General features: G+C 66.4%; 22 protein-coding genes. 9 read left to right on the top strand and 13 right to left on the bottom strand.

What is annotated here, in order from left to right:
* Positions 1-5: 5 nt before the first annotated feature.
* Complete coding sequence (locus tag QW845_RS01910; protein ID WP_315799970.1) at positions 6-1,892, bottom strand: TRAP transporter large permease subunit; 1,887 nt, start codon at positions 1,890-1,892, stop codon at positions 6-8.
* Between the two features lie 90 nt (positions 1,893-1,982).
* Complete coding sequence (locus QW845_RS01905) at positions 1,983-3,011, bottom strand: TRAP transporter substrate-binding protein (RefSeq protein WP_315799969.1); 1,029 nt, start codon at positions 3,009-3,011, stop codon at positions 1,983-1,985.
* A 478-nt stretch (positions 3,012-3,489) separates the two neighbouring features.
* On the opposite strand from QW845_RS01905, the gene QW845_RS01900 reads away from it, so the two are divergent.
* Entirely contained in the window at positions 3,490-4,308 is an 819-nt protein-coding gene (locus QW845_RS01900) for a hypothetical protein (protein WP_315799968.1), read from the top strand.
* Positions 4,309-4,359: 51 nt separating this feature from the next.
* Here the strand turns inward: QW845_RS01900 and QW845_RS01895 are convergent, their stop codons facing one another.
* The 7 genes from QW845_RS01895 to QW845_RS01865 all read right to left on the bottom strand — a co-directional run bounded on the left by QW845_RS01895 (position 4,360) and on the right by QW845_RS01865 (position 11,916).
* The gene (locus tag QW845_RS01895) at positions 4,360-5,412 is read right to left on the bottom strand and encodes a hypothetical protein (RefSeq protein WP_315799967.1); all 1,053 of its coding nucleotides are present in this window, start codon (positions 5,410-5,412) and stop codon (positions 4,360-4,362) included.
* A 34-nt stretch (positions 5,413-5,446) separates the two neighbouring features.
* A complete protein-coding gene (locus QW845_RS01890; protein ID WP_409997866.1) occupies positions 5,447-6,916 on the bottom strand; it encodes an ATP-binding cassette domain-containing protein in 1,470 nt (489 codons plus the stop codon).
* A gap of 8 nt (positions 6,917-6,924) precedes the next feature.
* The gene (locus QW845_RS01885; RefSeq protein ID WP_315799965.1) at positions 6,925-7,854 is read right to left on the bottom strand and encodes a branched-chain amino acid ABC transporter permease; all 930 of its coding nucleotides are present in this window, start codon (positions 7,852-7,854) and stop codon (positions 6,925-6,927) included.
* Between the two features lie 2 nt (positions 7,855-7,856).
* Positions 7,857-8,732, bottom strand: coding sequence for a branched-chain amino acid ABC transporter permease (locus QW845_RS01880; protein ID WP_315799964.1), 876 nt, complete (start codon positions 8,730-8,732; stop codon positions 7,857-7,859).
* A gap of 76 nt (positions 8,733-8,808) precedes the next feature.
* The gene (locus QW845_RS01875) at positions 8,809-10,041 is read right to left on the bottom strand and encodes an ABC transporter substrate-binding protein (protein WP_315799963.1); all 1,233 of its coding nucleotides are present in this window, start codon (positions 10,039-10,041) and stop codon (positions 8,809-8,811) included.
* 298 nt (positions 10,042-10,339) lie between these two features.
* Positions 10,340-11,065, bottom strand: a complete 726-nt coding sequence (locus tag QW845_RS01870) for a site-2 protease family protein (RefSeq protein ID WP_315799962.1) — start codon at positions 11,063-11,065, stop codon at positions 10,340-10,342.
* Positions 11,062-11,916, bottom strand: coding sequence for a DUF2167 domain-containing protein (locus QW845_RS01865; RefSeq protein ID WP_315800426.1), 855 nt, complete (start codon positions 11,914-11,916; stop codon positions 11,062-11,064). The genes QW845_RS01870 and QW845_RS01865 overlap by 4 nt, the downstream gene beginning before the upstream one ends.
* Positions 11,917-12,237: 321 nt before the next feature.
* Between QW845_RS01865 and QW845_RS01860 the strand changes: the two genes are divergently transcribed.
* Positions 12,238-13,059 (top strand): hypothetical protein, encoded by an 822-nt coding sequence (locus QW845_RS01860; RefSeq protein ID WP_315799961.1) that lies wholly within the window; start codon positions 12,238-12,240, stop codon positions 13,057-13,059.
* A gap of 69 nt (positions 13,060-13,128) precedes the next feature.
* Here the strand turns inward: QW845_RS01860 and QW845_RS01855 are convergent, their stop codons facing one another.
* Both QW845_RS01855 and QW845_RS01850 read right to left on the bottom strand, forming a co-directional pair.
* Positions 13,129-14,043 carry a hypothetical protein gene (locus QW845_RS01855; RefSeq protein ID WP_315799960.1) on the bottom strand — a complete coding sequence of 305 codons (915 nt, stop codon included), beginning with the start codon at positions 14,041-14,043 and terminating at the stop codon, positions 13,129-13,131.
* A 243-nt stretch (positions 14,044-14,286) separates the two neighbouring features.
* Positions 14,287-15,747 (bottom strand): GH1 family beta-glucosidase, encoded by a 1,461-nt coding sequence (locus QW845_RS01850; protein ID WP_315799959.1) that lies wholly within the window; start codon positions 15,745-15,747, stop codon positions 14,287-14,289.
* A 273-nt stretch (positions 15,748-16,020) separates the two neighbouring features.
* Between QW845_RS01850 and nthA the strand changes: the two genes are divergently transcribed.
* The 4 genes from nthA to QW845_RS01830 all read left to right on the top strand — a co-directional run bounded on the left by nthA (position 16,021) and on the right by QW845_RS01830 (position 18,652).
* The gene (gene nthA, locus QW845_RS01845; RefSeq protein WP_315799958.1) at positions 16,021-16,656 is read left to right on the top strand and encodes a nitrile hydratase subunit alpha; all 636 of its coding nucleotides are present in this window, start codon (positions 16,021-16,023) and stop codon (positions 16,654-16,656) included.
* The gene (nthB, locus tag QW845_RS01840) at positions 16,656-17,318 is read left to right on the top strand and encodes a nitrile hydratase subunit beta (RefSeq protein ID WP_315799957.1); all 663 of its coding nucleotides are present in this window, start codon (positions 16,656-16,658) and stop codon (positions 17,316-17,318) included. Before nthA ends, nthB begins: the two co-directional genes overlap by 1 nt.
* Positions 17,315-17,701: a nitrile hydratase accessory protein gene (locus QW845_RS01835; RefSeq protein ID WP_315799956.1), complete on the top strand. Its 387-nt coding sequence runs from the start codon at positions 17,315-17,317 to the stop codon at positions 17,699-17,701. The genes nthB and QW845_RS01835 overlap by 4 nt, the downstream gene beginning before the upstream one ends.
* Positions 17,702-17,884: 183 nt before the next feature.
* Entirely contained in the window at positions 17,885-18,652 is a 768-nt protein-coding gene (locus QW845_RS01830; protein WP_315799955.1) for a hypothetical protein, read from the top strand.
* A 52-nt stretch (positions 18,653-18,704) separates the two neighbouring features.
* On the opposite strand, the gene queC is transcribed toward QW845_RS01830, so the two are convergent.
* A complete protein-coding gene (gene queC, locus QW845_RS01825) occupies positions 18,705-19,421 on the bottom strand; it encodes a 7-cyano-7-deazaguanine synthase QueC (RefSeq protein WP_315799954.1) in 717 nt (238 codons plus the stop codon).
* A gap of 132 nt (positions 19,422-19,553) precedes the next feature.
* On the opposite strand from queC, the gene mazG reads away from it, so the two are divergent.
* Positions 19,554-20,396 (top strand): nucleoside triphosphate pyrophosphohydrolase, encoded by an 843-nt coding sequence (gene mazG / locus QW845_RS01820; RefSeq protein ID WP_315799953.1) that lies wholly within the window; start codon positions 19,554-19,556, stop codon positions 20,394-20,396.
* Here the strand turns inward: mazG and QW845_RS01815 are convergent, their stop codons facing one another.
* Positions 20,397-21,299: a LysR family transcriptional regulator gene (locus QW845_RS01815; RefSeq protein WP_315799952.1), complete on the bottom strand. Its 903-nt coding sequence runs from the start codon at positions 21,297-21,299 to the stop codon at positions 20,397-20,399.
* A gap of 124 nt (positions 21,300-21,423) precedes the next feature.
* On the opposite strand from QW845_RS01815, the gene QW845_RS01810 reads away from it, so the two are divergent.
* Together QW845_RS01810 and QW845_RS01805 are read left to right on the top strand one after the other, a co-directional pair.
* Complete coding sequence (locus QW845_RS01810) at positions 21,424-22,797, top strand: MFS transporter (RefSeq protein WP_315799951.1); 1,374 nt, start codon at positions 21,424-21,426, stop codon at positions 22,795-22,797.
* Between the two features lie 24 nt (positions 22,798-22,821).
* Positions 22,822-24,507 carry an FAD-dependent oxidoreductase gene (locus QW845_RS01805; RefSeq protein WP_315799950.1) on the top strand — a complete coding sequence of 562 codons (1,686 nt, stop codon included), beginning with the start codon at positions 22,822-22,824 and terminating at the stop codon, positions 24,505-24,507.
* The last annotated feature ends 1 nt before the right edge of the window (position 24,508 follow it).

Raw genomic sequence — 24,508 nt, 5'->3', positions numbered from 1 at the left:
AGAGTTTACAGGAACCCGATCGAAATCCATGGAAAAATCGCAACCACGATGAGGCCGATGAGAAGCGCCAGCAGGTAGCCCCAGATCGGGCGGATGCCCTCGGCGGGATCGACCCGACCGATCGCGCAGGCGGCGTAATATCCAACCCCGAACGGCGGTGCGAACAGGCCAATGCCCATCGCCAGGATGATCACCATGGCATAATGCACCTCGTGCACGCCGACGGCACGCGCGATCGGAAACAACAGCGGCCCGAACAGCACGATTGCCGGAATGCCCTCGAGCACGCTGCCGAGGATCGTGAAGGCGACGATCGAGACCGCGATGAACGTCGCCGGGCCGCCCGGCAGCCCGGTCATGGCGGCCGCCAGCGCGCGTGAGAAGCCGGACTGCGTCAGGCCCCAGGCCATGCCGGTCGCCGTCCCGATGATCAGCAGGATCGCGCCGGACAACGCCGCCGTCTCGATCAGCATCGGCATCAGCCGGCGCCAGTCGAAACGGCGATAGACCAGCAGGCCCGCCAGCACGCCATAGACGATGCCGATGGTCGAGACCTCCGTCGCCGTCGCGACGCCCTCGACGACGGCCGCGCGGATCACGAAGGGCAGGGCCAGGGCAGGGAGCGAGACGATGAAGGCCTTGCCGATCTCGGCTCCGGTGGCGCGGCGGACGCCGCTCATGTCCTCGTTGCGGTAGCGCCACCACACCAGCGTGCACAGCGTGATCGCCAGCACCACGCCCGGCAGCAGGCCGCCGGTGAACAGCGCCGCGATCGACACGCCGGTGACGGAGCCGATCGTGATCAGCACCAGGCTCGGCGGAATGGTCTCGGTTTGCGCGCCGGTGGCGGCGAGCAGGGCGACGAGATCGCCGGGCCTGGCGCCGCGCGCCTTCATCTCCGGAAACAGCACCGGCGCGACCGCGGCCATATCGGCGGCCTTGGCGCCGGAAATGCCCGAGACGAGGTACATCGCGCCGACCAGCACGTAATGCAGCCCGCCGCGGACGTGCCCCAAGAGGCTTGCCAGGAACGCGACCATGGCGCGGGCCATGCCGGTCATCTCGATCAGCAATCCGAGAAAGACGAACAGCGGCACCGACAGCAGGATGAGGTGGCTCATGCCCTCGTCCATACGCCCGACCAGCACCATCAGCGGCGTGCGCGTCGTCAGCGCGAGATAGCCGAAGATCGCGAGCCCGAAAGCGAACGCGATCGGCACGCCGGCGAAGACGCACAAGCCGACCACGCCGACGAAGAAGATCACGAGGTTGATGTTGCCGAGCGGCTTCAGCAGCGGCTGCGCCACCCAGAACAGCGCGATGATGGCTACGACGGAGACGACGGCCAGCAGCATCGTCCTGACGCTGGCCGTGCGGGCGAGACGGATGAGGGCGAACAGCGCCATCAGTCCGACGCCGACCGGCAGTGCGGCGGCGCGCCAGATGTTTTCGATCTGCAGCGCCGGCGTGGTGATGAAGCTTTCCTCGTAGGCGTACTCCCAGGACGGCCAGGCGATCATGACCAGGAACGCCAGCGCCGCGCTCGTCGCGACCAGATCGAGATAGGCGCGTAAGCCGGGGCTGGCGCGCGCCACCATTGCCGTCATCCGCATGTGCTCGCCGCGGCGGAACGCCACCGCGGCGCCGAGCATTGCGAGCCACAGGAACAGGATCGAGGCCAGCTCGTCCGACCAGATCAGCGGCTGGTGCAGGACGTAGCGCGCCACGACGCCCGCGAACAGGATGACGATCTCGGCCACGACGAGCAGCGCGGCGGGGATCTCGACGAGGAGGCCGAGCAGGGCCTCCAGGCCGTCGAGCCAGGACCGGCGGCGAGGGGTCTCGATGATCACCTCGCTGATCGCAATTTCCGTGAACTCGGCATGCGCCATGACGTCACCCGAACGCGCCCTACGCCATTCTTGTTTTGAGCATGATCTTTTCGGAAAACCGGTCTCCACTTTTCCGGATCATGCTCGGGGCTACGACAGCTTGCCGACGGCCTTTTCGAGCAGCGCCCAGGCCTCGTCGCCGTATTTGCCCTTCCACTCGGCATAGAAGCCGGCGGTGCGCAGCTTGTCGCGGAACGGCGCGACGGTCGGCTGATTGAACGTCAGGCCCTTCGACGCGAGTTCTGCCTGCAGGCCGGCATTGAGCTTGGCGACGTCCTCGCGCTCCTTCACGGCCGCCGCGTTGATGTGCTTGGCGACGATCGTGCGCATGTCGGCCGGCACGGCCTCCCAGGCACGGCGGTTCGCCAGGAACCAGAAGCCGTCCCACATGTGATTGGTCAGCGAGCAGTACTTCTGCACCTCGTAGAGCTTGGCGGTGGAGATGATCGCCAGCGGGTTTTCCTGGCCCTCGACCACCTTGGTCTGCAGCGCCGAATAGACCTCGCTGAAATTGATCGAGGCGGGCGCCGCCTCGAATGCCTTGAACATCGAGGTCCACAGCGGCGACACCGGCACGCGGATCTTGAAGCCCTTGAGGTCATCCGGACCGTTGATCGGCTTGGTCGACGACGTCGTCTGGCGGAAGCCGTTGTCCCAGATCTTGTCCATGACCACCAGGCCGGCCTTGTTGATCTGGCCGCGCACATAGGCGCCGAGATCGCCGTCCATGGCCTTCCAGACCGTGTCGTAGTCCGGGAACGCGAAGCCGATGCCATTGATCGACGCGGCTGGCACCAAGGTCGCGAGGATCAGGCCCGAGAGCGTGAAGAACTCGACGCCGCCGGAGCGGATCTGGCTCAGCATGTCCGTGTCGGAACCGAGCTGGTTGTTCGGGAAGATCTGCAGGTCGAACTTGCCGTTGGTCTCGGCCTTGATCGCCGCCGCCATCTCCTTGGCGCGGACGTTGAGCGGATGGGAGTCGGGCAGGTTGTTGGCGTATTTGTAGGTGAACTCGGCGCTCTCAGCGCGCGCCACATGCGGCGCTGCGACGGCGCCAATTCCACCCAGTACGGCTGTCGCCGCGGAGGCCTTCACCAGCGCGCGTCGTGACAGGCTCATTCTCGTTTCTCCCTGAGAAGCTTCTTCTTGTTGCATCGCGCCGCCGCAAGCATCGCCGGACGAATCCAGCGACATCAGCGACGTCGCCTGCGCTTATTGCAGCGATGGGCCGCAGCAGCAATATCGGCGTTCGCAGTAGGCCCCATGCGCAGCGCGAGTCTCGGCGATGGCGAGCGCCCATCAGCTTGGCTGGCCGGGGGGTCTGAAGGGCCCGCGGCTGCCGTAAATTCGAGGATTCGGCGCCAAGCCATTGAACTCCCTCAGCATATAAATATTCCATAATATACCTTATGCGAATTGGCTATGGGCGGTTGCCTGACGGTGGAAGCCGCACATCGGCCCGCCCAGCGCACGTCGGCGCCTGTGCGAAATCGCCCCCGCCTCGTCACCCCGCAGTCTTCGTTTGGTCAAAGCCCAGAGGTCAAAACCGCATCCTTCAGGATTGGGCACGGGCGTATCGTGAATGGGATCCGAAGACATGCCAGTTCAGTCGACGTCGAAGGAAGTTGATCCGGGTGATGTCGCGCTGCCGCCTGACGACGCTGTCTGCGAGGAGATCTATCAGCGGGTGCTGGCCGAGGTGCGCGCACGTATCGATCAGCGGATCGCCGCCATCGAGGCCCAGGCCGCCGCAGATGCTGTCGAGGCTGCCGAACCCGCTGCAGGCATCGAGCACCTGGAAACGCCTCCTCCGGCCCGGCGCCGGCCCGTATTGCGGGCCATGATCACGCTGATGGCGTCAGCCGGGCTCATCGGCGCGGCCATCACCCTGGCGCGGGACCATACCGAGACCATCACCTCCGTCACCGATCGGATCGAAGCGGCGGTTCAATCCATCCGGCGCGAGAACGCTCAGACGGCGAATCCAGCCGTGACGCTGGAGACGGCGGCGAACGGATCGAGTGTGGCCGAGACGGCCCCTGCCTCACCATCACCATCCGTTTCGCCAACACCGGAGACGTCACCGTCAGCATCATCAACGCGCTCCAGCGATCCATCCTCCGCGATGGCGGAGGCAACGTCGGAGCGTGACATGCCGCCCGCTCCCGACCGGGACGTTATGCCACTGATCGAGAAGATCGCGCATGATGTCGCCGAACTGCAGAGCGGGTTCCAGGAGTTCAAGTCCAGCCAGGAGCAAGCCAACCGCGATCAGGCCAGGGCGATCGAACAGCTGCAGGCAAGCCAGGACCAGCTGGTGCGCGCGGTCCGGGGGGCGAAGACCGAGGCCACGACGGTTGGCGCAGCCGTGCGCCTCCCACCCCGGCCGCCTCAGGCCCGCCCGCCTCGCTTCTAAGAAGTTCCGGCACGGTTCTCCCGGACGCGCAGGCATGTGCGGACTTTGCGATCAGCGAAATCGCCAGGCCCAGTGCGCGTCGCCCCGGTCGCGCCGCTCGACGATGTCGATCCTCATGAATCGGTCGTGCGCGAGCGCCGTGCCGACCCAGAGTTCGCTCCAGGCCTCGAACACGGCTGGCGGGAGGTTGTCCCGCTCGGACATCAGACGCCAGGACGTCTGGCGTACGAGGATCGAGTCGCGATCCGGCGACAGCTCTGCGTCGTCGCCTTGGCCGCGGGCCAGTCGCGCGAACGCCTTTGCGAACCCTGCGGCGCCAGGCTCGACGCCGCCAAGAAGCGCTGCGACCTCGTCGAACGTATGCATGCCGATCAGCCTCGCCGCGGCGCCGGCCAGATGGCCGCCTTCCTCCGGGCCGAGCACGGCCACCGTCTCCGGCACGATCGAGGTGATATACTCCATCGCATAGTTGCGGAGCACCTTGAGGAGCCGTTCTTCGGGCCAGGCATTCTCCGCGAGCTTGGGAGCGCGGGCCGGATCGAAAGCCGGGCAACGCTCGCCCGGCGAGAACTGAAGACGTTCGTCCGGCACGAGATCGTGATCCCATTCCTTGTAGTAGCCTTCGAGGCCGGGCTGGCCGTCGACGGTCTGCCCGGTGCAGACGAAGCCGAGCCTGGGATTGCCGAGGACGACGCCATTGTTGGCGTGCCATCCGCGCAGCATCGCGCGCGACACCTCGGAGGGAATGCCGCAGATCGCCGTCCCTGACCAGATCCAGCGCGGCGGCGGATAGCGCACCCACGCCTTGCGATCGTTTTCGTAGACGTATTCGACCTTCACGCCGCCGACCTGATTGGACAGGTAATGGTACTGCGCACACGCGACCGCATGCGGCAGACCGTCGAGACCGAGCTTCTTCAACCCCGGAAGGAAGCGAGCCAGTTGCTGCCGCCGAAACGTCCGGAACACGATCTCCGCAGCGCGCTGCGGACCCGCCCGCGACGACAACATCAGGATGAGGCCGGTCAGGTAGGAGTGATAGATCAACTCGACGGCGCGACAGGCCGCAACGTCGGAAACGGGTGCGTGGCCATTCCCCTTCAATTGGCTCCCCTTCCCCACGCTCTCCGCTCAACCCTCACAGATAGTTCGCAGCGGCCTCGGCCTCGAAGCGGTCCGGCGGGCCTTCCCAGACGATCTTGGCATGATCCAGCACGTAGACGCGGTCGGCGTGCGGGAGCGCGAAGGTGACGTTCTGCTCGCCGAGCAGCACCGTGATCTTGGTGGTCTCGCGCAGTCGGTCGAGCGCCTTCGAGAGCGTCTCCAGGATGACCGGCGCGAGCCCGAGCGTCGGCTCGTCGAGGATCAAGAGCTTCGGCTTCATCATCAGCGCCCGCGCGATCGCCAGCATCTGCTGCTCGCCGCCGGACAGCGTGCGCGCCAGCTGCGGCTGGCGCGACTTGAGGATCGGAAACAGCCCGAACAGCCATTCGAGCCGCTCGGCACGCTCGGTGTCGGCCAGCGCATTGCCGCCGAGCTCGAGATTTTCGCGCACGCTCATGTCGCCGAACAACTCGCGCGTCTCCGGACATTGCACGATGCCTGAGCGGGCGATCTGCGCCGCCGTGCCGCCGGCAAGGCTGCGCCCTGCCCACTTCACCTCGCCCGAATATGGCACCAGGCCCGAGATGGCGTTGAACAGCGTCGTCTTGCCGGCGCCGTTGAGGCCGACGACCGAGACGAACTCGCCCTCATGGACGTGCAGCGACACGTCCTGGAGCGCCTGCGCCTTGCCGTAGAGCACGCCGACCTTGTCGACCTGCAGCGCAGGCGTGACGTCCTTGAAGCTCGCCTCCGGCCGCGCGGTCGACACCAGCGCGCCGCCGAGATAGACGCGCCGGACCGTCTCGTCCTGCATCACCTCGGTCGCCCTGCCCTCGGCGATCTTCTCGCCGAGATACATCGCCAGCACGCGGTCGACCAGCGCCGACACGCTCTTGACGTTGTGGTCGACCAGCAGCACGGCGTGGCCGTCGTCGCGGAATTCGCGGATGAGCTCGGAGAAGTCGGCGACCTCGGACGCCGTGAGGCCGGCGAAAGGCTCGTCCACCAGCACCAGCTTCGGGCTGCGCGCCACCGCCTTCGCAAGCTCGAGCCGGCGCAGATCGGCAAACGCCAGTGTCGGCGGCCGCCGGTCGATGACGCCGCCGAGGCCGACGCGCTCCGCAATGGCCCGTGCGCGCGCATCGACGTCCTTGTCGGCGAACAGCCGCGTCAGCTTGTCCGGCAGCAGCGCGACCTTGATGTTCTCCAGCACGGTCTGGCGCGCCAGCGGTCGCGAATGCTGGAACACCAGCCCGACGCCCATGCGCGCGATGCGATGCGACGGCAGGCCCGCGAGCTCGACGCCGTCGAGCCTGACCGAGCCCGCGGTCGGCCGCTCGACGCCCATGACGCTCTTCATCGCGGTCGATTTGCCCGAGCCGTTCGGCCCGATCAGGCCGAGGATCTCACCGGGCCGGATCGAGAAGCTCAAATTCTTGACGGCGACGAGGCCGCCGAACCGTTTGGTGAGGCCGTTGACCTCGAGCATCGGAGCGCCGCTCATGGCTTGCGTCATGCCTTGGCCCCTCCCCTGATCATGCCGAGGAAGCCGTCGGGGAAGAAAAGGATGACCACGAGCGCAATCACGGAGACGATGAGGGTCGCGAGCTCGCCGAGCGGCCGCAGCAGCTCGCCCATGCCGATCAGGAAGATCGCGCCGATCGCGGCGCCAATGACGGTGCGCCGGCCGCCGAGCACCGCGGCGATGATGATCTGCACGCCGACGCCGACATCGACAAAGGTCGAGACCGAGGCCGTGCCCATGTAGAACACCATCAGCGCGCCGGCGAGCCCGGAGAAGAACGCGCTGACGACGAAGGCGGCGAGCTTGTGCTTGGTGACATTGAAGCCGAGCGCGCCGGCCTGGATCTTGTCTTGGCCACTCGCCTGCAGGATCAGCCCGATGGCGCTGCGCGACAAGCCGAACAGGATCGCTCCGCTCACCAGCATGAAGCCGAGCGCGATCCAGTAGTTGGTCCTGGCATCGATCGAGATCACGTCCGGCACGGCGAGGCCGATCTCGCCGCCGGTCAGCCCTGCGGCAACGACGATGAAGTTCTGCAACATCAGCACGGCCACCAGCGTGGTCAGGCCGAAATAAGGCCCGCTGACGCGCAGCGCCGGCAGCGCCAGCACGACGCCGCCGACGACCGCCGCCAGTGCGCCGGCGGCGATGCACAGCCAGATCGACAGGCCCGGCGAGAAGTGCGCATCGAGAATGCCGGCCGTATAGGCGCCGACGCCGATCAGGAAGGTCGGTCCGAAATTGACCTCGCCGGCGAAGCCGAACAGCAGATCCCAGGACATCGCGAACACGGCCGTGTAGTACGCGACCGTCAGCAGCCCGAGGACGTAGCCTGAGACGTAGGTTGGCAGGATCAGAGCCACGATCACCGTCAGGAGCGCGATCCAGAACAGCCGCGACATAACGAATGCAGGCATGCTCACCTCCGTCCGAACAGCCCTTGCGGGCGCAGATACATGACGATGACGAGCAGCAGCAGCGCCGGGATCGTCCGGTAGGCCGGCGAGATCAGATAGGCCGTTCCGGTCTCGAGATAGCCGACGACATAGGCCGCGATCAGCGAGCCTGACACGCTGCCGAGGCCGCCGAGCACGACGATCGAGAACGCGCTCGCCGTCAGCGGTCCGACGCTGTAGGAGCTGACGCCCAGGAACATGCCGAGCAGGATGCCGGCAACGCCCGCCAGCAGGCCGTAGATCGCCCAGACGGTGAGATAGATCGACGACAGCTCGATGCCGAGCAAGGTGACGCCGCGCGGGTTCATCGACGCCGCCATCACGGCCTTGCCGCGCCTGGTGCGGTTGACCAGGAACCACAGCAGCCCGATCGCGACCCAGCAGATCACGGCGGTGAAATACTCGTTCTTCGGCGTACGCACGCCGAACACCGTGGTCACGCCCTCGACGATGGGCAGCACGGTCTTGGCGTTGTTGGTGAACAGATACGCGATCGCCTCCTGGATGATGATGCCCCACAGCAGCGTCGCGGTCAGGATGAAGATCTCCTTCTCGGACTCGGCGATGACCTTCGATCGCTGGATCGGCCTGACGGCGATGAAGTAGGTGGCAAACGCCAGGATGAAGCCGGCGAGGACGCCGATCAGCGCTCCCGTATAGGGCCCGACGCCCAGCTCGCTGGCGGCGGCCCAGGCGGCGACCGCAGCGCCAACCATGATGGCGCCGTGGGAAAGGTTGAGTACGCCCGAGACACCGAAGATCAGCGTGAAACCTGTCGCGCCGAGGGCATACAGCGCGCTGATGGCAAAGCCATCGATCAAGATCTGCCAGAAAAGCATTGAAAATCGACCTGCAACGTCAGACTGAGGCACCAAGAAAATGGGCCGCTCCTTGAAGGAGCGGCCCCGCGATGCGTCAGTTGCTGGCCGCCTTGAGCTTGATGAAGGACGGCCACGTGGCGGTGCCGGCGGCGAGCTCCTTGGGCCAGACGTTGACCTGCTTGCCGCTCTGCCATTGCAGCATCAGCCCGGTGATGTAGCCCTTGCCGGTCCGCAGCGCATGGGGGTTCGGATCGCCCTTCGGCTTGAAGGCGATGCGGCCGATCGTGCCGACATAGTCGGTCGCTTCCATCGCCTCGACCATCTTGTCGGGATCGGTGCCGCCGGCGCGATGGATCGCGTCCGCGATCATGTAGACTTCGTCGTAGGAGGTGTAGCCGGCATAGGATGGGAAGTTTCCGAACTTCTTCTGATAGGCATCCACGAACGGCAGTGTCTTCGGCGTCACCGCGACGCCCGGCCCCGATACGGCATTGTACATGACGCCCTCGACGGCGCCGTTGGTGTCCTTCCAGAAGGTCGAGTTGGTCGCCTGCGAGGAGATGCCGAACATCGGGATCGGCACCTGCTGGCTCTTCCACTGCACGGTCGGCTGGGTGCCGACATGCGAGATGCCGGTGATCATGACGTCCGGCTTCAGGCCTTCGATCTTGTTGAAGATCGGTGTGAAGTCGGTGGTATCAGGCGACATGCGGATATGGTCGACGACCTTCAGCCCGATCTCCGGCAGGCACTTCTCGTAGCCGGCGTCGAGCGGCGTCGTCCACGCTGCATCCTCGCTCATGATCACCGCGGTCTTCATCTTGTAGGGCTCGACCAGCAGGTCCTTGGCGGCGTCGCAGACGAGGCCGGCCAGCGAGGTCGAGGTCAGATAGCCATGGAAGGTGTATTTGAGCTGGTCGTAGTTCTTGGCGATGTTCTGGGTGATGACGTCGGAAGCGGCGCCGGGCGTGATCATCAGCGTCTTGAGGCGCCCTGCCCACGGCTCCAGGGCGAGCACGACCTCGGAGATGTAGCTCGCAATAACGGCGTTGACCTTGTCCTCGCTGACGGCCCGCTGGAAGGCACGCACCGATTCCGCCGAGGAGGAGTGATTGTCGTAGACGACGATCTCGATCTTGCGCCCGTCGACGCCGCCCTTGGCATTGATCTCCTCGGCGGCCAGTTGAGCGGCGGGGGCGATCGACGAGCCGGCGACGGCCTGGGCTTCTGCGATGACGCCGATCTTGATGGGATCGGCGGCCATGGCGGCCGAGGAGACGAGCGCAGTTGCGCAGCTCGCAAGCAAGATGGACTTGAGCGAAATCATGAAACCTCCCGAATCCTTATGCCTCTGACGGGCAGGCTCAACTTTGGTCTCCGATATGCCAGTGAGCAAGGGAACATCCCGCAACGTGCTCTGCGCTCAGCGCATTGTGATTGCGCGCCGCGCTCATGGCTGATGGAACATCGTACAAGACTGCCTCATTCCTGCGCGCCGCCCAGACACATCCGCTGCATTGCAGCAACGGATATTCCGAGTCGCAGAAGGCCCACGTCCTTACGACCAGGCGGTGCCGGTGCCCTCGATCTACATGAAGCTTCTCGTCTGAAGCGGCGACCTCAACTCAGCCAAACTGGCGCAAGTGTCCAAGCATCTCGTGCACGTCGTAGGTCATGACGGCGAGCAGCGCCGCGAGCGCGAGATAAGTCCCGGCATATTCGAGCTTCGTCTGCAGCGTTGTGCCGTAATAAGCAACGTTCTCGGGCGCGCCGGGATCGTAGCGCCAGGCCTTCATCAGTTGCGGGGCTGCGAGGATGGCGATGATGAACAGCATCGGGCTCGGCCGATAGAGCATCAAGGCCAGCAGCAAGGGAACGCCGAGCAGCCAGATGCGCGGGCTCAGCACGCTGGTGATGCGGCCGCCGTCCAGCGGCGAGATCGGCAGCAGGTTGAACAGGTTGAGGAACAGGCCGGAATAGGCGATCGCGAGCAGCAGATTGCTGTCTTCCGATCTTGCCAACAAATAGACCGCGAGCGCCGCGGCGGTCCCGACCAGCGGACCGGCGAGTGCCACATAGGCCTCCGTCTCGACGTCGACCGGCTGCTCCTTGAGCGCGATCCAGGCGCCGACGAACGGGATGAAGGCGGGAGCGCCGACGTCGAGACCGCGCTGGCGCGCGGCGACGTAGTGCCCCATCTCATGAGCAAACAGCAGCGCGATGAAACCCGCCGCGTAGCGCCAGCCCCAGATGCCCGCATACACGACCAGCGACAGCAGCATCGTGCCGCCGCTCATGGCGAGCTTCCCCCATTTCAGGCCGGAGAACAGGATCAGCAGGAGTGCCTTCACGCGGGCCCGCCCGCGTTGTCGCCGCGCGGCTTGCGGCGCAGGAAGTTCATGACCGCGGCCCCGGCGCCGACGACGGCGAAGATGATGATCTTGGCGAACTTCAGGACGAACGCACCGGCCAGCGCCAGCAGCCCGAGCTTCTTCGCGGCAACGCCGCCGACCAGCGCCAGCAAGCCATATTCGGCAATCCGATCCGTGCCGGCGCTGAAATCCTCATAGCGCTTGCCGGCATTGTAGGAGAGATCGGACAGCAGTTCGTGCGCGACAGCCTTGTCGCCCGCGATCCGCTCCGAGCCGGACAGCAGGTTCAGGCTGAAATAGCCGTCACGCCCGAGCGCGTAGGTGTTGTAGTTGACGTTCTTCGGCGCGTCGTCGGGCTGACCCTTCTCCTTGGCGAGCAGCGACCAGACGAGACGATGCGTCGTGGCATCGTAGGCCGGCGGCTCGACCCAGCCGACCACGGCCATTTCCGGAAATCCGCGCGCCGCACGGTCCTTGTTCGCCTCTTCGGCGCCGGCGCGGAGGTTGCTCAGGAGATCGTCCGCGTTCCAGCTCTTGGCGTCGTCGTCTTTGATGTAGCCTTCCTTGATGTGCTTGATGACCACCATCCAGTCGTCGTTCTGGCGCCTGCCGACGACCAGCCCGACGAAGGTCGCGTCGTTGACGACGTTGCCGAGCGCGCGAAGGACCCGCAGGCCTTCGTTCTTCGGGACGTAGAAGTAGTCGGCCGGAAGCTTCAGCGTGCCCTGGTCGATCAGCACGATGTCGCTTGGTCCGTCGGTGCCCGCTTGGCTCGCTGCCTGCCAGGCGGCCATCAGTTCAGCCTTGCGCGTGGCCTCATCCAAGGGCACGGCCTGCGCGTGAGCGGACAGAACGACGAACGCTGCGCACAACACTGCGCGCGCAATGACAATCAAGCTTTGCACCGGCCCCAATCCCCCAAAAACATCGGTCGGATAGTACCTCGAAGGCTCGGCAGCGCGCAACCAAAGGCCGATTGAGGCCTCTCGAAGCGATCGACTGGCGCTGCAGCGAGGGAGAGATGGTCCGAAAAGGCCCCCTCCTCGTCACGACGCTGTCTTGCTTTCGGCCAAAGCGGCGGGTCGAGTCACGTTTGAAAATTCAAAGAGAACATCGGCGTCGGCGGCGGGCCAAGGGTTTGGGGATCAGCAATGCAGTCCACACAGAACGTGCAACAGATTGATCAGAGCGAGATCGGCCTCGCCCCTGAGAAGCCCGAGAAGGCAGGCTACGATCAACTGTACCGGCGGGTCCTGCGCGAGGTGCTGACCCGGATCGATACGCGGCTTGCGGCGATCGAGAAACCCGGCATGGCGGCGGATGCCGCGGCGGCAGCGAGCACGAGCGGGGCGGCAGACGCCGGGGCCAGCCGCTGGGCGCGGGTGAAGGCCCCCCTCGGCAGGCTGCGCGGGCGCAACGCCGTGGGTCTCGCGCTGCTGGTCGTGCTGGTCGGCGGCTCGGTCGCCTGGTCGCAGCGCGACGTCGGCACGTCACTGATGGACCGCTGGATGCCGGGCGCCAGCGAAGCGACGCAGGACGAGGCGACGGCTCAGCAGGGCAGCGAGGATGCCATGATGTCGAATGCCTCGCTGAGGGGAGCGGAAGACACCACCGGCTCCCGCGAGCCCGCGACGTTGATGCAGAGGATGGCGCGCGACATCGCCGATCTGCAGCAGGGCATCGAACAGATCAAGTCCACACAGGATCAGGCCAGCCGCGATCACACCCGCGCCATCGAGCAGCTGCAGGCCGGCCAGGATCAGCTGATGCGACTGGTGTCACGAATGTCCAACCAGGCGGTGCAGGCACGCGGCACGGTCCCCCCAGGCCCGCCCCAGCAGATCATCGTCACGCCGCAGCAGCGGACCACGACGGGAATGGCCCGGCCGCAGCCGGCGCAGCCGCAGGGTTCGACGTTCGGGACACTCTTTACCCGCAACACCTCGGGCATTCAGCCGCCGATGCCGCGTTGATGGTGTGATCGGCAGCGGCCATCGGTAGCGGCCTTTGCGCTGCCGATGCGCCCATTTGCCGACCGGTCCTTACGAGCAGGTGTGAACGCGCCCGTCGTAGCCGCGATAGGTGCCCTTCTCCGCATCGTAGGTGCGGAAGCTCTTGCAACTGACACCACCCCTCTTCGCTTCCCGCTTCGCTTCGCTCTCGGGCTTGCTGCGGGCGCGGAGCTTGCGCTTGGCCGGCTTGGCGTCGTCCTCGGTGTGATGAGCATGCGCGTTCGCTTTGCCGTGCCGTTCGGGTTTGGCCGACGGGGCTGCGGTATCCTGCTTCACGGCCGCCGTCTGCGGTACCGCCGCTGAAGGCGCCGCGGCCGGCGGCTCGGATGTCTTGGGCTCGGCCGGCGCTACCGCAGGCTTCGCCTCGGCAGCGGTGGCCGGCTGTTCCGCCGGCGCAGCGGCCGCCGGCTTGCTCTCCGCCGCCTTCTCCTCGGCCTTCCCTTCGAGCTTCTCCGGTACGGGCGCGTCCTTGGCGACGGCGGCGGGCTGAACGGCCGGAGCGGGCTCTGCCGGTTTCGACTCGGTCACGGCCGGCTTCTGGCCGACGTCGGTGGCGGAGTTCGGTTCGACCTTGGTCTCGGATTTGGCCTCGGCCGGCTTGCTCTCGGCCGCAACATCCGTCGCGGTTTTTTCGGTCGATACTTTGTCCGCCGGCTGCGGGCTGGCGCTGTCAGTGGACTGAACGGGCTTGGTGTCCACAGCGGCCGGCTCGGCGGGCTTCTCGGCCGTCTTCTCAGGCTCGGCCGCAGCCGCCGGCTTGCCGGCGGCGTCCGAGGGCTGCTCTGCGGGCTTGTCGGCCGTCGGCGCGGCAGACTGCTCCGTGGCGGGCTTGGCCGCATCGTTCGCGGCTCCCTGGGCCCAGGCGCTGGAGCCAGCGATCACTCCGAGGACGCACAACAGAACGCCCGCGCGGACGGCTGGCGGACAGACAACGGAAACTTGCATGCTGGAAAACTCGCTTGAGGGGCCGGCAGATTGCCGGTTTAAGTCATCTGCAGCCAGCTTTCGCCACGAAAACTGCGTGCGCGCAAAAGAGTCGCACAAGGTGTGCTTTCCGCATCATGGATTTGCAATCGCGGCGTGAAGTCCGGCGCGCCGACACTCAATGCGTCGGGTGCCGAGGGCACATTGGCCGCCTGAATGGCGTGGACTGGGTCCGGCTGGACCCCCGGGTGACGTCGCGGCGCTTCACGCGCTCACGGCGTTGCGGCTGATCACGTGATGGTAGTACGACGCGCTGAGCTTGGGCGTGCGCACCTGGGTGTCGAAGTCGACGTAATAGATGCCGAAACGCTGCTTGTAGCCGAACACCCACTCGAAATTGTCCAGCAGGCTCCACAGGAAGTAGCCCTTCACGGGCACGCCCTCGGACGTTGCGCGCTGCAGCTGGGCGAGATAATTGCGCAGATACATCACGCGGTCGAGGTCGTGGACCTTGCCGTCGGCGGTCAGCTTGTCGTCCGATGAGGTGCCGTTCTCGGTGATGTAGATGGTCTGGAGATTCCAGATCTTGGCGGCGAGCTTCGGCACCCAATAGGCCGTCTCCGGACCGACCTGCAGCCAGGGGGAGCTCATATGCGGGAACGAGGACGGCATCGGCAGCACGTCGAACCCGGCCGCGCGGTCCGACGCGACGACATAGGCTTGCGGCGCGTAGATGTTGAGGCCGACGAAATCGACCGGCGCCGAAATGATCTTCAGTTCGTCGGCGGTGAATTTCGGCGCATCCTTGCCGGACCACGCCAGGAAACCGTCCGTGTAGCGCCCCTCGAGGATGACGTTGAGGAAGCCCGCATTCAATTCGCGCGTCGCGATCTCGGCGGCGCGGATGTTCTCCGGCGTGTCGATCGCCGGCAGGCAGGCCGTGATGTTCTCGGCCATGCCGACGCGCATGCCAGTTTGCCCGCTGGCGCGGATGGCCTGGACGGCGAGACCGTGCGCCAGCGCCACGTGATGGCGCGCCTGGTTGACCTGCTGCTGCGGCAGCTTCAGCCCGGGCGCGTCGACGCCGAGGCCATAGCCGAACGGGATGAAGCGGCCGCATTCGTTGATCGTGAAGATGGTCTTCACACGGTCGCCGAGATGCTGCGCGACGTAGCCCGCATAATGCGCAAAGGCCCTGGCCGTGTCGGCCGAGAGCCAGCCGCCGACCCGATCCTGCAGCGCCTGCGGCAGATCCCAATGATACAGCGTTGCGTACGGCGTGATGCCGTTGGCCAGGAGCTCGTCGACGAGGCGGTTGTAGAAGTCGAGGCCCTTCAGATTGGGCGTCAGCCCGCCGTCGGGAAACAGCCGGGGCCAGGCGATCGAGAACCGATAGGCCCGGCAGCCGAGCTCCTTGATCAGCCGCACGTCGCCCTTGTAGCGGTTGTAGTGATCACAGGCGACGTCGCCGGTGCTGCCGTCCTCGATGTTGCCCTGCAGATGCGTGAACACATCCCAGATCGACGGTCCGCGGCCATCGGCCGTGGCCCCGCCCTCGATCTGATACGACGACGTCGCCGTCCCCCACACGAAATCGGCGGGAAACCGCCGCCCGGCATCCTCCTTCACCGCGCTCTCCTCCGCCTGCGCCGGGCCATTGGCCGCCCCAAGGGCAGCCAGCCCGGCCAGCTTTGCAAGATCACGGCGGGAGACGTCGTTCGGCATTGATGAACCTCAAACCTCTGTCGCTTTCGCGCCCGATCGGGACAACGAAGGCCCTACGAACCATATCTGGGCCCCGATTTGAACAGCCCGGGATGGCGGCAATGGAGCGACCCCGATCACATCTGCGTCCCGCGCCGTCGCGTCAACGGCCGAGGACGCAACGCTCGGCATTCTGACCGCCGCACGGCTGCGGCGGCCGTTGAACACGGCGGCACGCACCGAGGGAGCCACCTCGGCTCGACAGCGGTGCCCGATTACGCCTATGGTTGAGTCATGACGGATCACGATCACCATCACGACCATCCGCACGATCACTCGGACCTGTCCGAGACCGATCTGCGCGTTCGCGCGCTCGAAAGCATCCTGACCGAGAAGGGGTATATCGATCCTGCTGCGCTCGACGTGCTCATCGAGACCTATGAGAGCAAGGTCGGTCCCCGCAACGGCGCCCAGGTCGTGGCGCGGGCCTGGACCGATCCCGCCTATCGGGCGCGCCTTCTTGCCGAGGCCACGCCGGCGATCGGTGAGCTCGGCTATGCCGGCCGCCAGGGCGAGCACATCGTGGCGGTCGAGAACACGCCGGATCTGCACAACATGGTCGTGTGCACGCTGTGCTCCTGCTACCCGTGGCCCGTGCTCGGCCTGCCGCCGGTCTGGTACAAATCGGCGCCCTATCGCGCCAAGGCGGTGAAGGATCCGCGCGGCGTCCTGAAGGATTTCGGCTTCGAGCTGCCGCCGACGACGAAGATCCGGGTGTGGGATTCGACCGCCGAGGTCCGCTATTTCGTGCTGCCGATGCGTCCCGCGGGGACCGACGGCTGGAGCGCGGAGCAGCTCGCCGAACTCGTCACGCGCGACAGCATGATCGGCACCGGGCTGCCGAAGCAACCGCATGAGGTCGGTAGCTGATGGATGGCGCGCATGACATGGGCGGCGTCGCCGGCTTCGGTCCGGTCCGCCCCGAGCCGAACGAGCCGGTGTTTCACGCCGAATGGGAGCGTCGTGCGTTCGCCATGACGCTGGCAATGGCGACGCCCGGCGGCTGGAACATCGACATGTCGCGCTTCGCGCGCGAGAACCGTCCGCCGGACGATTACCTCGGCATGAGCTACTACCAGATCTGGCTCGCGGGCATCGAACGGCTGATGCAGGAGCGGCATCTGGTCGACGCCGATGAGATCGCCGCCGGCGAGGCGCTGCATCCGGCCAGGCCCGTCGCCAGGATCCTCACTGCAGATGCCGTCGCGGCGACCCTGCGTCGCGGCGGTCCGACCGAACGCGCGGAAACCAAGCCGGCGCGGTTCGCCGTCGGCGACCGCGTGCGCGCCAAGGACATCCATCCGGCGACGCATACGCGGCTGCCGCGCTATGTGCGCGGCCATCTCGGCCGCATCGAGGCGATCCGGGGCGTGCACGTGTTTCCCGACAGCAACGCCCATGGCGGCGGCGAAGACCCGCAATGGCTCTACACGGTGTCGTTCAGCGGCGCCGAGCTGTGGGCCGACGCGCCCGATCCGCTGCTGGAGGTGACGGTCGACGCCTTCGAGCCCTATCTGGAGCCAGCCCGATGACACCGGACCGTGAGGCGGCGGTCGCGGCGACGCGCGCCCTGCCCGGCATTCCCGTCGATGACAGTGGGCCCGTGTTTCGCGAGCCGTGGGAAGCGCACGCCTTCGCGATGGCCGTCACGCTGCACGCCCGCGGCCTCTTCACCTGGCCCGAATGGGCGGCTGCGCTCGCCGAGGAGATTTCGCGCGCGCAAGCGTCTGGTGATCCCGATTGCGGCGATACCTATTACCGGCACTGGCTGGCGACGCTCGAGCGGCTCGTCGCCGAGAAGGGCGTCACCTCCGCGGACGCGCTGACGCGTTACCGCGATGCCTGGGATCACGCTGCCGATCGCACCCCGCATGGCAGGCCGATCGAGCTCAAGCCCGAGGATTTCGTCGGTTGAGCCCTTCGTGCGCGTCGTAAGAATGCTTAATGCCCGGTGAGCGGGCGATCCTGCTTTTGGTGGGCCGGTCTTAACGGCCGGCTATTCATGCCGCGAACAGCCGTATTCGTTCGAAATTGAACATTCATCAGTGCGTCCGTAGCGTCCCGCATCTTCTTTGCTGAAGTTGAGGGGGACGTCGAAATGCTCGCGCCAGAGTTCGCCACCATCGTCGACACGCTCGCCGGCGTGCGCCAGGACTATCACGAGAAGCTGAAATCGATTCCGCAATACGAGGCCTTCCTGCTGATCGAGAGCTCGACCGAGAAGGCCGCGGGCGCCCTGCACGGCACCGAGGCGTCGGGCTCCTCCATCGCCACCGACGTGATCGACTCGCTGCAATATGCGCGCAACCGGTTCGAGCAGCACATGGCCTCGATCCCGGAATATCGCGTGCTGGTGGCGATCGACCGCGTGATCAAGGAGATCTCGCAGCATCTCGGCCTCACGCCGGCTGATGAGGCGCCTGCCGCAGAGAGCCCCGCCGCGGCCGCCGAGCAGCCCGCCGAAGCTGCTGAGGCAATGGCGAGCGCCGAAACCGACGCCTCCGCCGAAGAGACCGCGCCCGTCGAGCCGGCCCAGCCCGAAATGGCCGAAGACGAAACGGCTTCAGCCGAGGACGAGCCGGTCGAAGCCGGGGCCCCGACCCTGCGTGTCGTCGATACTCCGGCGAAGTCGCCATCGATCGTGCCCGCCGATCAGGATGATGCCGCGGAGGACGACGACATCGTGGTGCTGAACGCACCCGCCTGGGAGAAGAGCGGCAAGGACGCCAAGGACGAGATCACTGCGCGTCTCGTTGCGCAGGCGGCCTCCGCTGCCGCCAACCAGGCCGATGACGGCCACGACGTCGCCGATGCCGATCTCGTCATCGTCAGCCAGCGCGAGCCGTCGGACACCGAAGCCGCCTGAGCGCTCGTCTGTCGCGCAACTCTCCGCGGGGCTCGAGGGCCCCGCTTCCGATTCAGGATGGCCCGCCCGCCGCGATGTATTCGCGCCATCCCTTGGCGCGCAGCTCGCAGGCGGGACACTGCCCGCAGCCATGGCCCCAATCGTGCCGCGCGCCGCGCTCGCCGAGATAGCAGGTGTGCGACTGGTCGCGGATCAGGTCGACGAGGCCGGTGCCGCCGAGATCGTGCGCCAATTGCCAGGTCGCGGCCTTCGACAGCCACATCAGCGGCGTGTGCAGCTCGAACGCGCGCGCCATGCCGAGGCTCAGCGCGCTCTGCAGCGCCTTGATGGTTTCGTCGCGGCAGTCCGGATAGCCCGAATAGTCCGTCTCGCACATGCCGCCGACGATGTGGCGGATGCCGCGGCGATAGGCGAGCGCCGCCGCAAAGGTCAGGAAAACCAGATTGCGGCCCGGCACGAAGGTGTTGGGCAGGCCGTCAGCACCCATCTCGATTGCGACGTCGCGCGTCAGCGCCGTCTCGGAGATCGCAGCCAGCGTTGGAATGTCCAGCGTGTGGCTGTCACCGAGCTTGGCCGCCCAGTCGGGACGCAGGCGCGCGATGCCCTCGACCAGCCGGTCGCGACAGGCGAGCTCGATCGCATGGCGCTGGCCGTAGGCGAACCCGATCGTCTCGACGCGCGCAAAGCGGTCGAGCGCCCAGGCCAGGCACGTCGTGGAATCCTGCCCGCCCGAGAACAGCACCAGGGCCGTCGTGTCCTGCTCATTCATGGCTCCCGCTTAGCATCATCGACGGGTCGGGCCAACCTGCGGCGCGATCCCGCGTCATGGCCTTTTTGCTGGGAGCCGCGCGCCGCTTGGGGCATACAGGACAGGATCGAACGATGCTGTCAGGACCTGCCCATGATCCCTTCCCGCGACATCTCCCGCCTGATCGAGATCATGGCGGCGCTGCGCACGCCGGTCACCGGCTGTCCGTGGGACGTCGAGCAGACCTTCCAGACGATCGCGCCCTACACCATCGAGGAAGCCTATGAGGTGGCCGACGCGATCACGCGCGACGACATCGACGATCTGCGCGAGGAGCTCGGCGATCTCCTGCTGCAGGTGGTCTATCACGCCCGCATCGCCGAGGAGCAAGGCGCGTTCGCGTTCGGCGACGTCGTCGAGGGCATCACGAAGAAGATGATCCGCCGCCATCCGCATGTGTTCCCGGATAAGGACGGCAACGTCACCCAGCCCACCAAGGGCACCTGGGACCGCATCAAGGCCGAGGAGAAGGCCGAGCGCGCCGCGCGCCGCCCGCCCGAGGAGCGGACGAGCAAGTCCTCGCTGCTGGCAGCGATCAAGGCCGGACAGCCGGCGCTGGTGCGCGCGATGGAGCTGCAGCGCAAGGCCGCGACCGTCGGCTTCGACTGGAACGATCCGCGTGCCGTGTTGCAGAAGATCCGCGAGGAGGCCGACGAGATCGAGGCCGCCCTCGACAACAGAGATGCGACCGAGCTGACCGAAGAGACCGGCGATCTCCTGTTCGCGCTGGTCAATCTCGCCCGCCATGCCGATGTCGATCCGGAGACCGCGTTGCGCGGCACCAACGCCAAGTTCGAGCGCCGCTTCGCGCACATCGAACAGGCGCTGACGGCCAAGGGCCGCAGCCTCGAAGAAGCCTCGCTCGACGAGATGGACGAATTGTGGAACGAGGCGAAGCGACTGGAGAAGGAGCGTCCCCCGTCTCCGAAGCCGTGATCAGCCGCCCTTGCGCGACAGCACGGCCTTCGCGATCTCGACGAAGCGCTGCGCGGCGGGCGACAATCCGAAATCGGCGCGGCTCAAGAGCGAGACGTGCCGATGGATCGTCGGCTGCGACAGGGGGATGGCAACGAGCGTCGGAAATTGTGCCTTCGGCAGCATGTGCGCGGGCAGGATGCTCAGGCCTGCGCCCTCTGCCGTGAGCGCCAGCGCGGTGGTGATCAGCGACACCTCCCAGGCCGGCTTCAGCGCCCGCCCCGTCTGCGCCAGCGCCTCGTCGATCTGACTGCGGATCCGCGTGCCGTGACGCATCGTGATCAGCTCGGAGCTCATGATGCCGTCCCACGTCAGGCGGCGGTGCTTCTCGAACCGGCCGTCCTTGATGCCGATGGCCGACAGCGGACTCTGCATCAGTGTGTCGATCCGGACCTCCGGCACGCCCTCGTCCTCGACGCTGCCGAGGCCGAACTCCGCCTGCCCGGCCATCACGATCGCGAGCAGCTCGTCGGGCGCGACATCACGCAGGTCGATCCTCACCTCGGGATGGCGCGACCGGAACGTCGCGAATACGCGTGGCAGCAGCGCCGACGCCACGCCCGCTGAGACCGCGATGGAAATCCGGCCGGCCTTGATCTCGGCAAGGTCGCGCATCCGCTGCGACAGCCCCTGCGCTCCCGCCAGGATGCGCTCGGCGGCGGTGATCGCCTCGCGGCAGGCCGCCGTCGGATGCAGCGCCCGCGTCGTGCGCTCGAACAGCTTGAGCTGAAAGTTCTCCTCGATCTGCCGGATCAAGAGGCTGATCGCCGACTGCGTGACGCGCAGCTCGGCGGCCGCCCTGGTGATGCTGCCGAGCCGATACACCAGGACCAGGGCCTCCAGTTGCCGCAGGGTCGGGGGCATTAGCTTTCCTCATGAATGAATGAGAATTTTGTGGCTAATCGAAAGAGTTTGATCATGCAACATATTTGAAAACAGCCGGAGCGGCGAAGCGGCCCGGCAACAACAAGCACATGGGGAGGGACATTTGACGCAGGCGATCAATCTCACGCGCTACGTCGACGAGCGGCCGCTGTCGGGATTCCAGATCCGGGTGATCTGCCTGTGCGCGCTGGTCGTCGGGCTCGACGGCTTCGATGCCCAGGCGCTCGGCTTCGTCGCCCCTGCCCTCAGCAAGGATTTGCATCTGGCGCCGGGCGCGTTGGGGCCCGTGTTCGGTGCGTCCCTGTTCGGCGTGATGATCGGCTCGCTGGTGTTCGGCGCGCTGGCCGACTATCTCGGACGCAAATGGCTGGTGGTGGCCGGCGTTCTCGTATTCGCGCTCGGCTCGCTGGCGACGACGCAGGCCACCAGCATATCCGACCTCGTCGTCCTCCGCTTCGCGACCGGAATCGGGCTCGGCGGCGTCCTGCCCAACACCATCGCGCTGACCGGCGAATATTCCCCGCAGCGTCGCCGAACCTTGCTGATCATGCTGATGTTCATGACCGTGTCGCTGGGGTCGGCGATCGGCGGAGCGGTCGCGGCCAAGCTCATCACCGCCTATGGCTGGCAGATCATCTTTCTCATTGGCGGCGCTCTGCCGCTCATCCTCTGTCCGGTCCTGATCGTCTGGCTGCCGGAATCGCTCTCGCTGATGGCGCTCGATCCGCGCAGGAGCGAACGCGTGCGCACGTTGCTGGCGCGCATCGATCCCACGGCCCAGCTTCCGGCCGATGCGCGGTTCACCATCGTCGAGGAGAGCGGCAAGGGCTTCCTGCTGCCGCAGTTGTTCACCATGCGGCGCCTGCTCCCGACCCTGCTGCTGTGGGTGATGTTCTTCATGAACATGATGGACATCTATTTCCTCAACAGCTGGCTGCCGACGCTGACGCATGGTGTCGGCCTCGACGTCCAGGCGGCGATCGCGGTCGGCGTCGCCTTTCAGCTCGGCGGCATGCTCGGCACCGTCGGGCTCGGCCTGCTGATCGAACGGTTCGGCTTCGATCGCGTCCTGTTCGTGACCTACGTCGCCGGCTTCCTCTCGATCGTCACCATCGGCATCGCCGGCGCCTCGTTGCCGATCCTGGTGCCCGCGGTCTTCATCGCCGGCGTCGCCGTGATCGGCGGACAGATCGGCTGCAACGCCTACGCGGCGCGGATCTATCCGACCTACATCCGCGGCACCGGCATCGGCTGGGCGCTGGGCATCGGCCGCTTCGGCTCGATCCTCGGCGTCACGCTCGGCGGGCTGATGCTCGCGGCGAAATGGGACGTGTCCTCGCTGTTTCAGGCGAGCGCGGTGCCGCAGCTGTTTTCGGCACTGGTGATCCTCGGCCTTGCCGTCCTTGGCATGCGCGGCAGTCTTCCGAGCGCCGGCGACGCGCAGCGGGACACGCTTTCGACAGCCGAGCGTGCCTAGGTTCAAATTAAAAAGAGAACTGACATGAAGACGATTCAAACCCAGGTGCTCATCGTGGGTGCCGGCCCGGTCGGGCTGACCGCCGCCATGGACCTTGCCTCGCGCGGCATCGACGTCGTCGTCGCGGAGATCAGGCGCGCCGGAGAGCCGCCCAACGTGAAGTGCAACCACGTTTCCGCGCGGTCCATGGAGGTGTTCCGCCGCCTTGGTATCGTCCAACACGTGCGCGAAGGCGGCCTGCCGGCCGACTTTCCCAACGACTGCGCCTATCGCACCGCGGTCGTCGGCCGCGAGCTGACCCGCATTCCGATTCCGTCCCGCCAGGATCGCTATACGGCGACCGGTGGACCCGACACCGATTGGCCGACGCCCGAGCCGCCCCATCGCATCAACCAGATCTATCTCGAGCCCATCCTGTTCGCTTGCGCCGAGGCGCAACGCGGCATCACGATTCTCAACCGCGTCGAGGTCGATCGGTTCGACCAGGATGAAGACGGCGTGGTCGCGCGGGCGCGCGATCTCGACACCGGCCAGGACATCACCATTTCGGCCGATTATCTGATCGGCTGCGATGGCGGCCGCTCCGCGGTGCGCAAGCTGATCGGCGCACGGCTCGGCGGCACCGATGTCGTACAGCGGGTGCAGTCGACCTACATCCGTGCCCCCGCGCTGAAGGACCTGATCACCCAGAAGCCGGCCTGGATGACGATGTCGCTCAACCCGCGGCGCTGCGGCACTACCGTCTCCATCGACGGCCGCGACAACTGGCTGATCCACAACCACCTCGCGGCCGAGGAAGTCGAATTCGACAGTGTCGATCGCGACTGGGCGCTGCGCACCATTCTCGGCGTCGACGACCGTTTCCAGTATGAGATCATCAGCAAGGAGGACTGGATCGGACGCCGCCTGGTGGCGGACCGCTTCCGCGATCGCCGCACCTTCATCTGTGGCGATGCCGCGCATCTGTGGATTCCCTATGCCGGCTACGGCATGAATGCGGGGATCGCCGATGCGGTCGACCTGTGTTGGATGCTCGCCGGCGTGCTGCACGGCTGGGCTGCCCCCGCCCTGCTGGACGCCTATGAGGCGGAGCGTCAGCCGATTACCGAGCAGGTGTCGCACTTCGCGATGAACCATGCGCTCGCCGTGATGAGCCAGCGGCGCGCCGTGCCTGCCGAGGTCGAAATGGAGGGCCCCGTCGGCGACGCGGCGCGTAGCAAGGTCGGCAAGGCCGCCTACGATCTCAACGTGCAGCAATATTGCTGCGCCGGCTTGAACTTCGGCTACTACTATGACCGGTCACCGGCCATTTCGTACGATGGCGAGACGCCGCCGCCCTACGGCATGGGCCATTTCACTGCGTCCACGGTGCCGGGCGCACGCGCCCCTCATGTGTGGCTCGCCGATGGCCGATCGCTGCTGGATGCGCTCGGCCCGGCCTACACGCTGGTCCGGTTCGATCCGGCCGTCGATGTCACGGCGCTCGTCGAGGCCGCAGCTCGGCATGGCGTTCCCCTGACTGTGGTCGACGTCGACCGGGCCGCGGCCGGCTATGGCTTTGCCGAAAGCCTGCTGCTGGTGCGGCCGGATTCCCACATCGCCTGGCGTGGCATGGCCGCACCGAAAGAGCCCGACGACCTGTTGGACCGCCTGCGCGGCCTCACAACCCAGCCTGAGGCCGTGCGCCGTGACAATGCCGTCGTCGCCTGAT

The sequence above is a fragment of the Bradyrhizobium sp. SZCCHNS3002 genome (assembly GCF_032377435.1).
Lineage (GTDB): Bacteria > Pseudomonadota > Alphaproteobacteria > Rhizobiales > Xanthobacteraceae > Bradyrhizobium.
The sequence above is the reverse complement of the archived record's forward strand: the minus strand, read 5'-3'. Positions and strand labels throughout refer to the sequence as shown.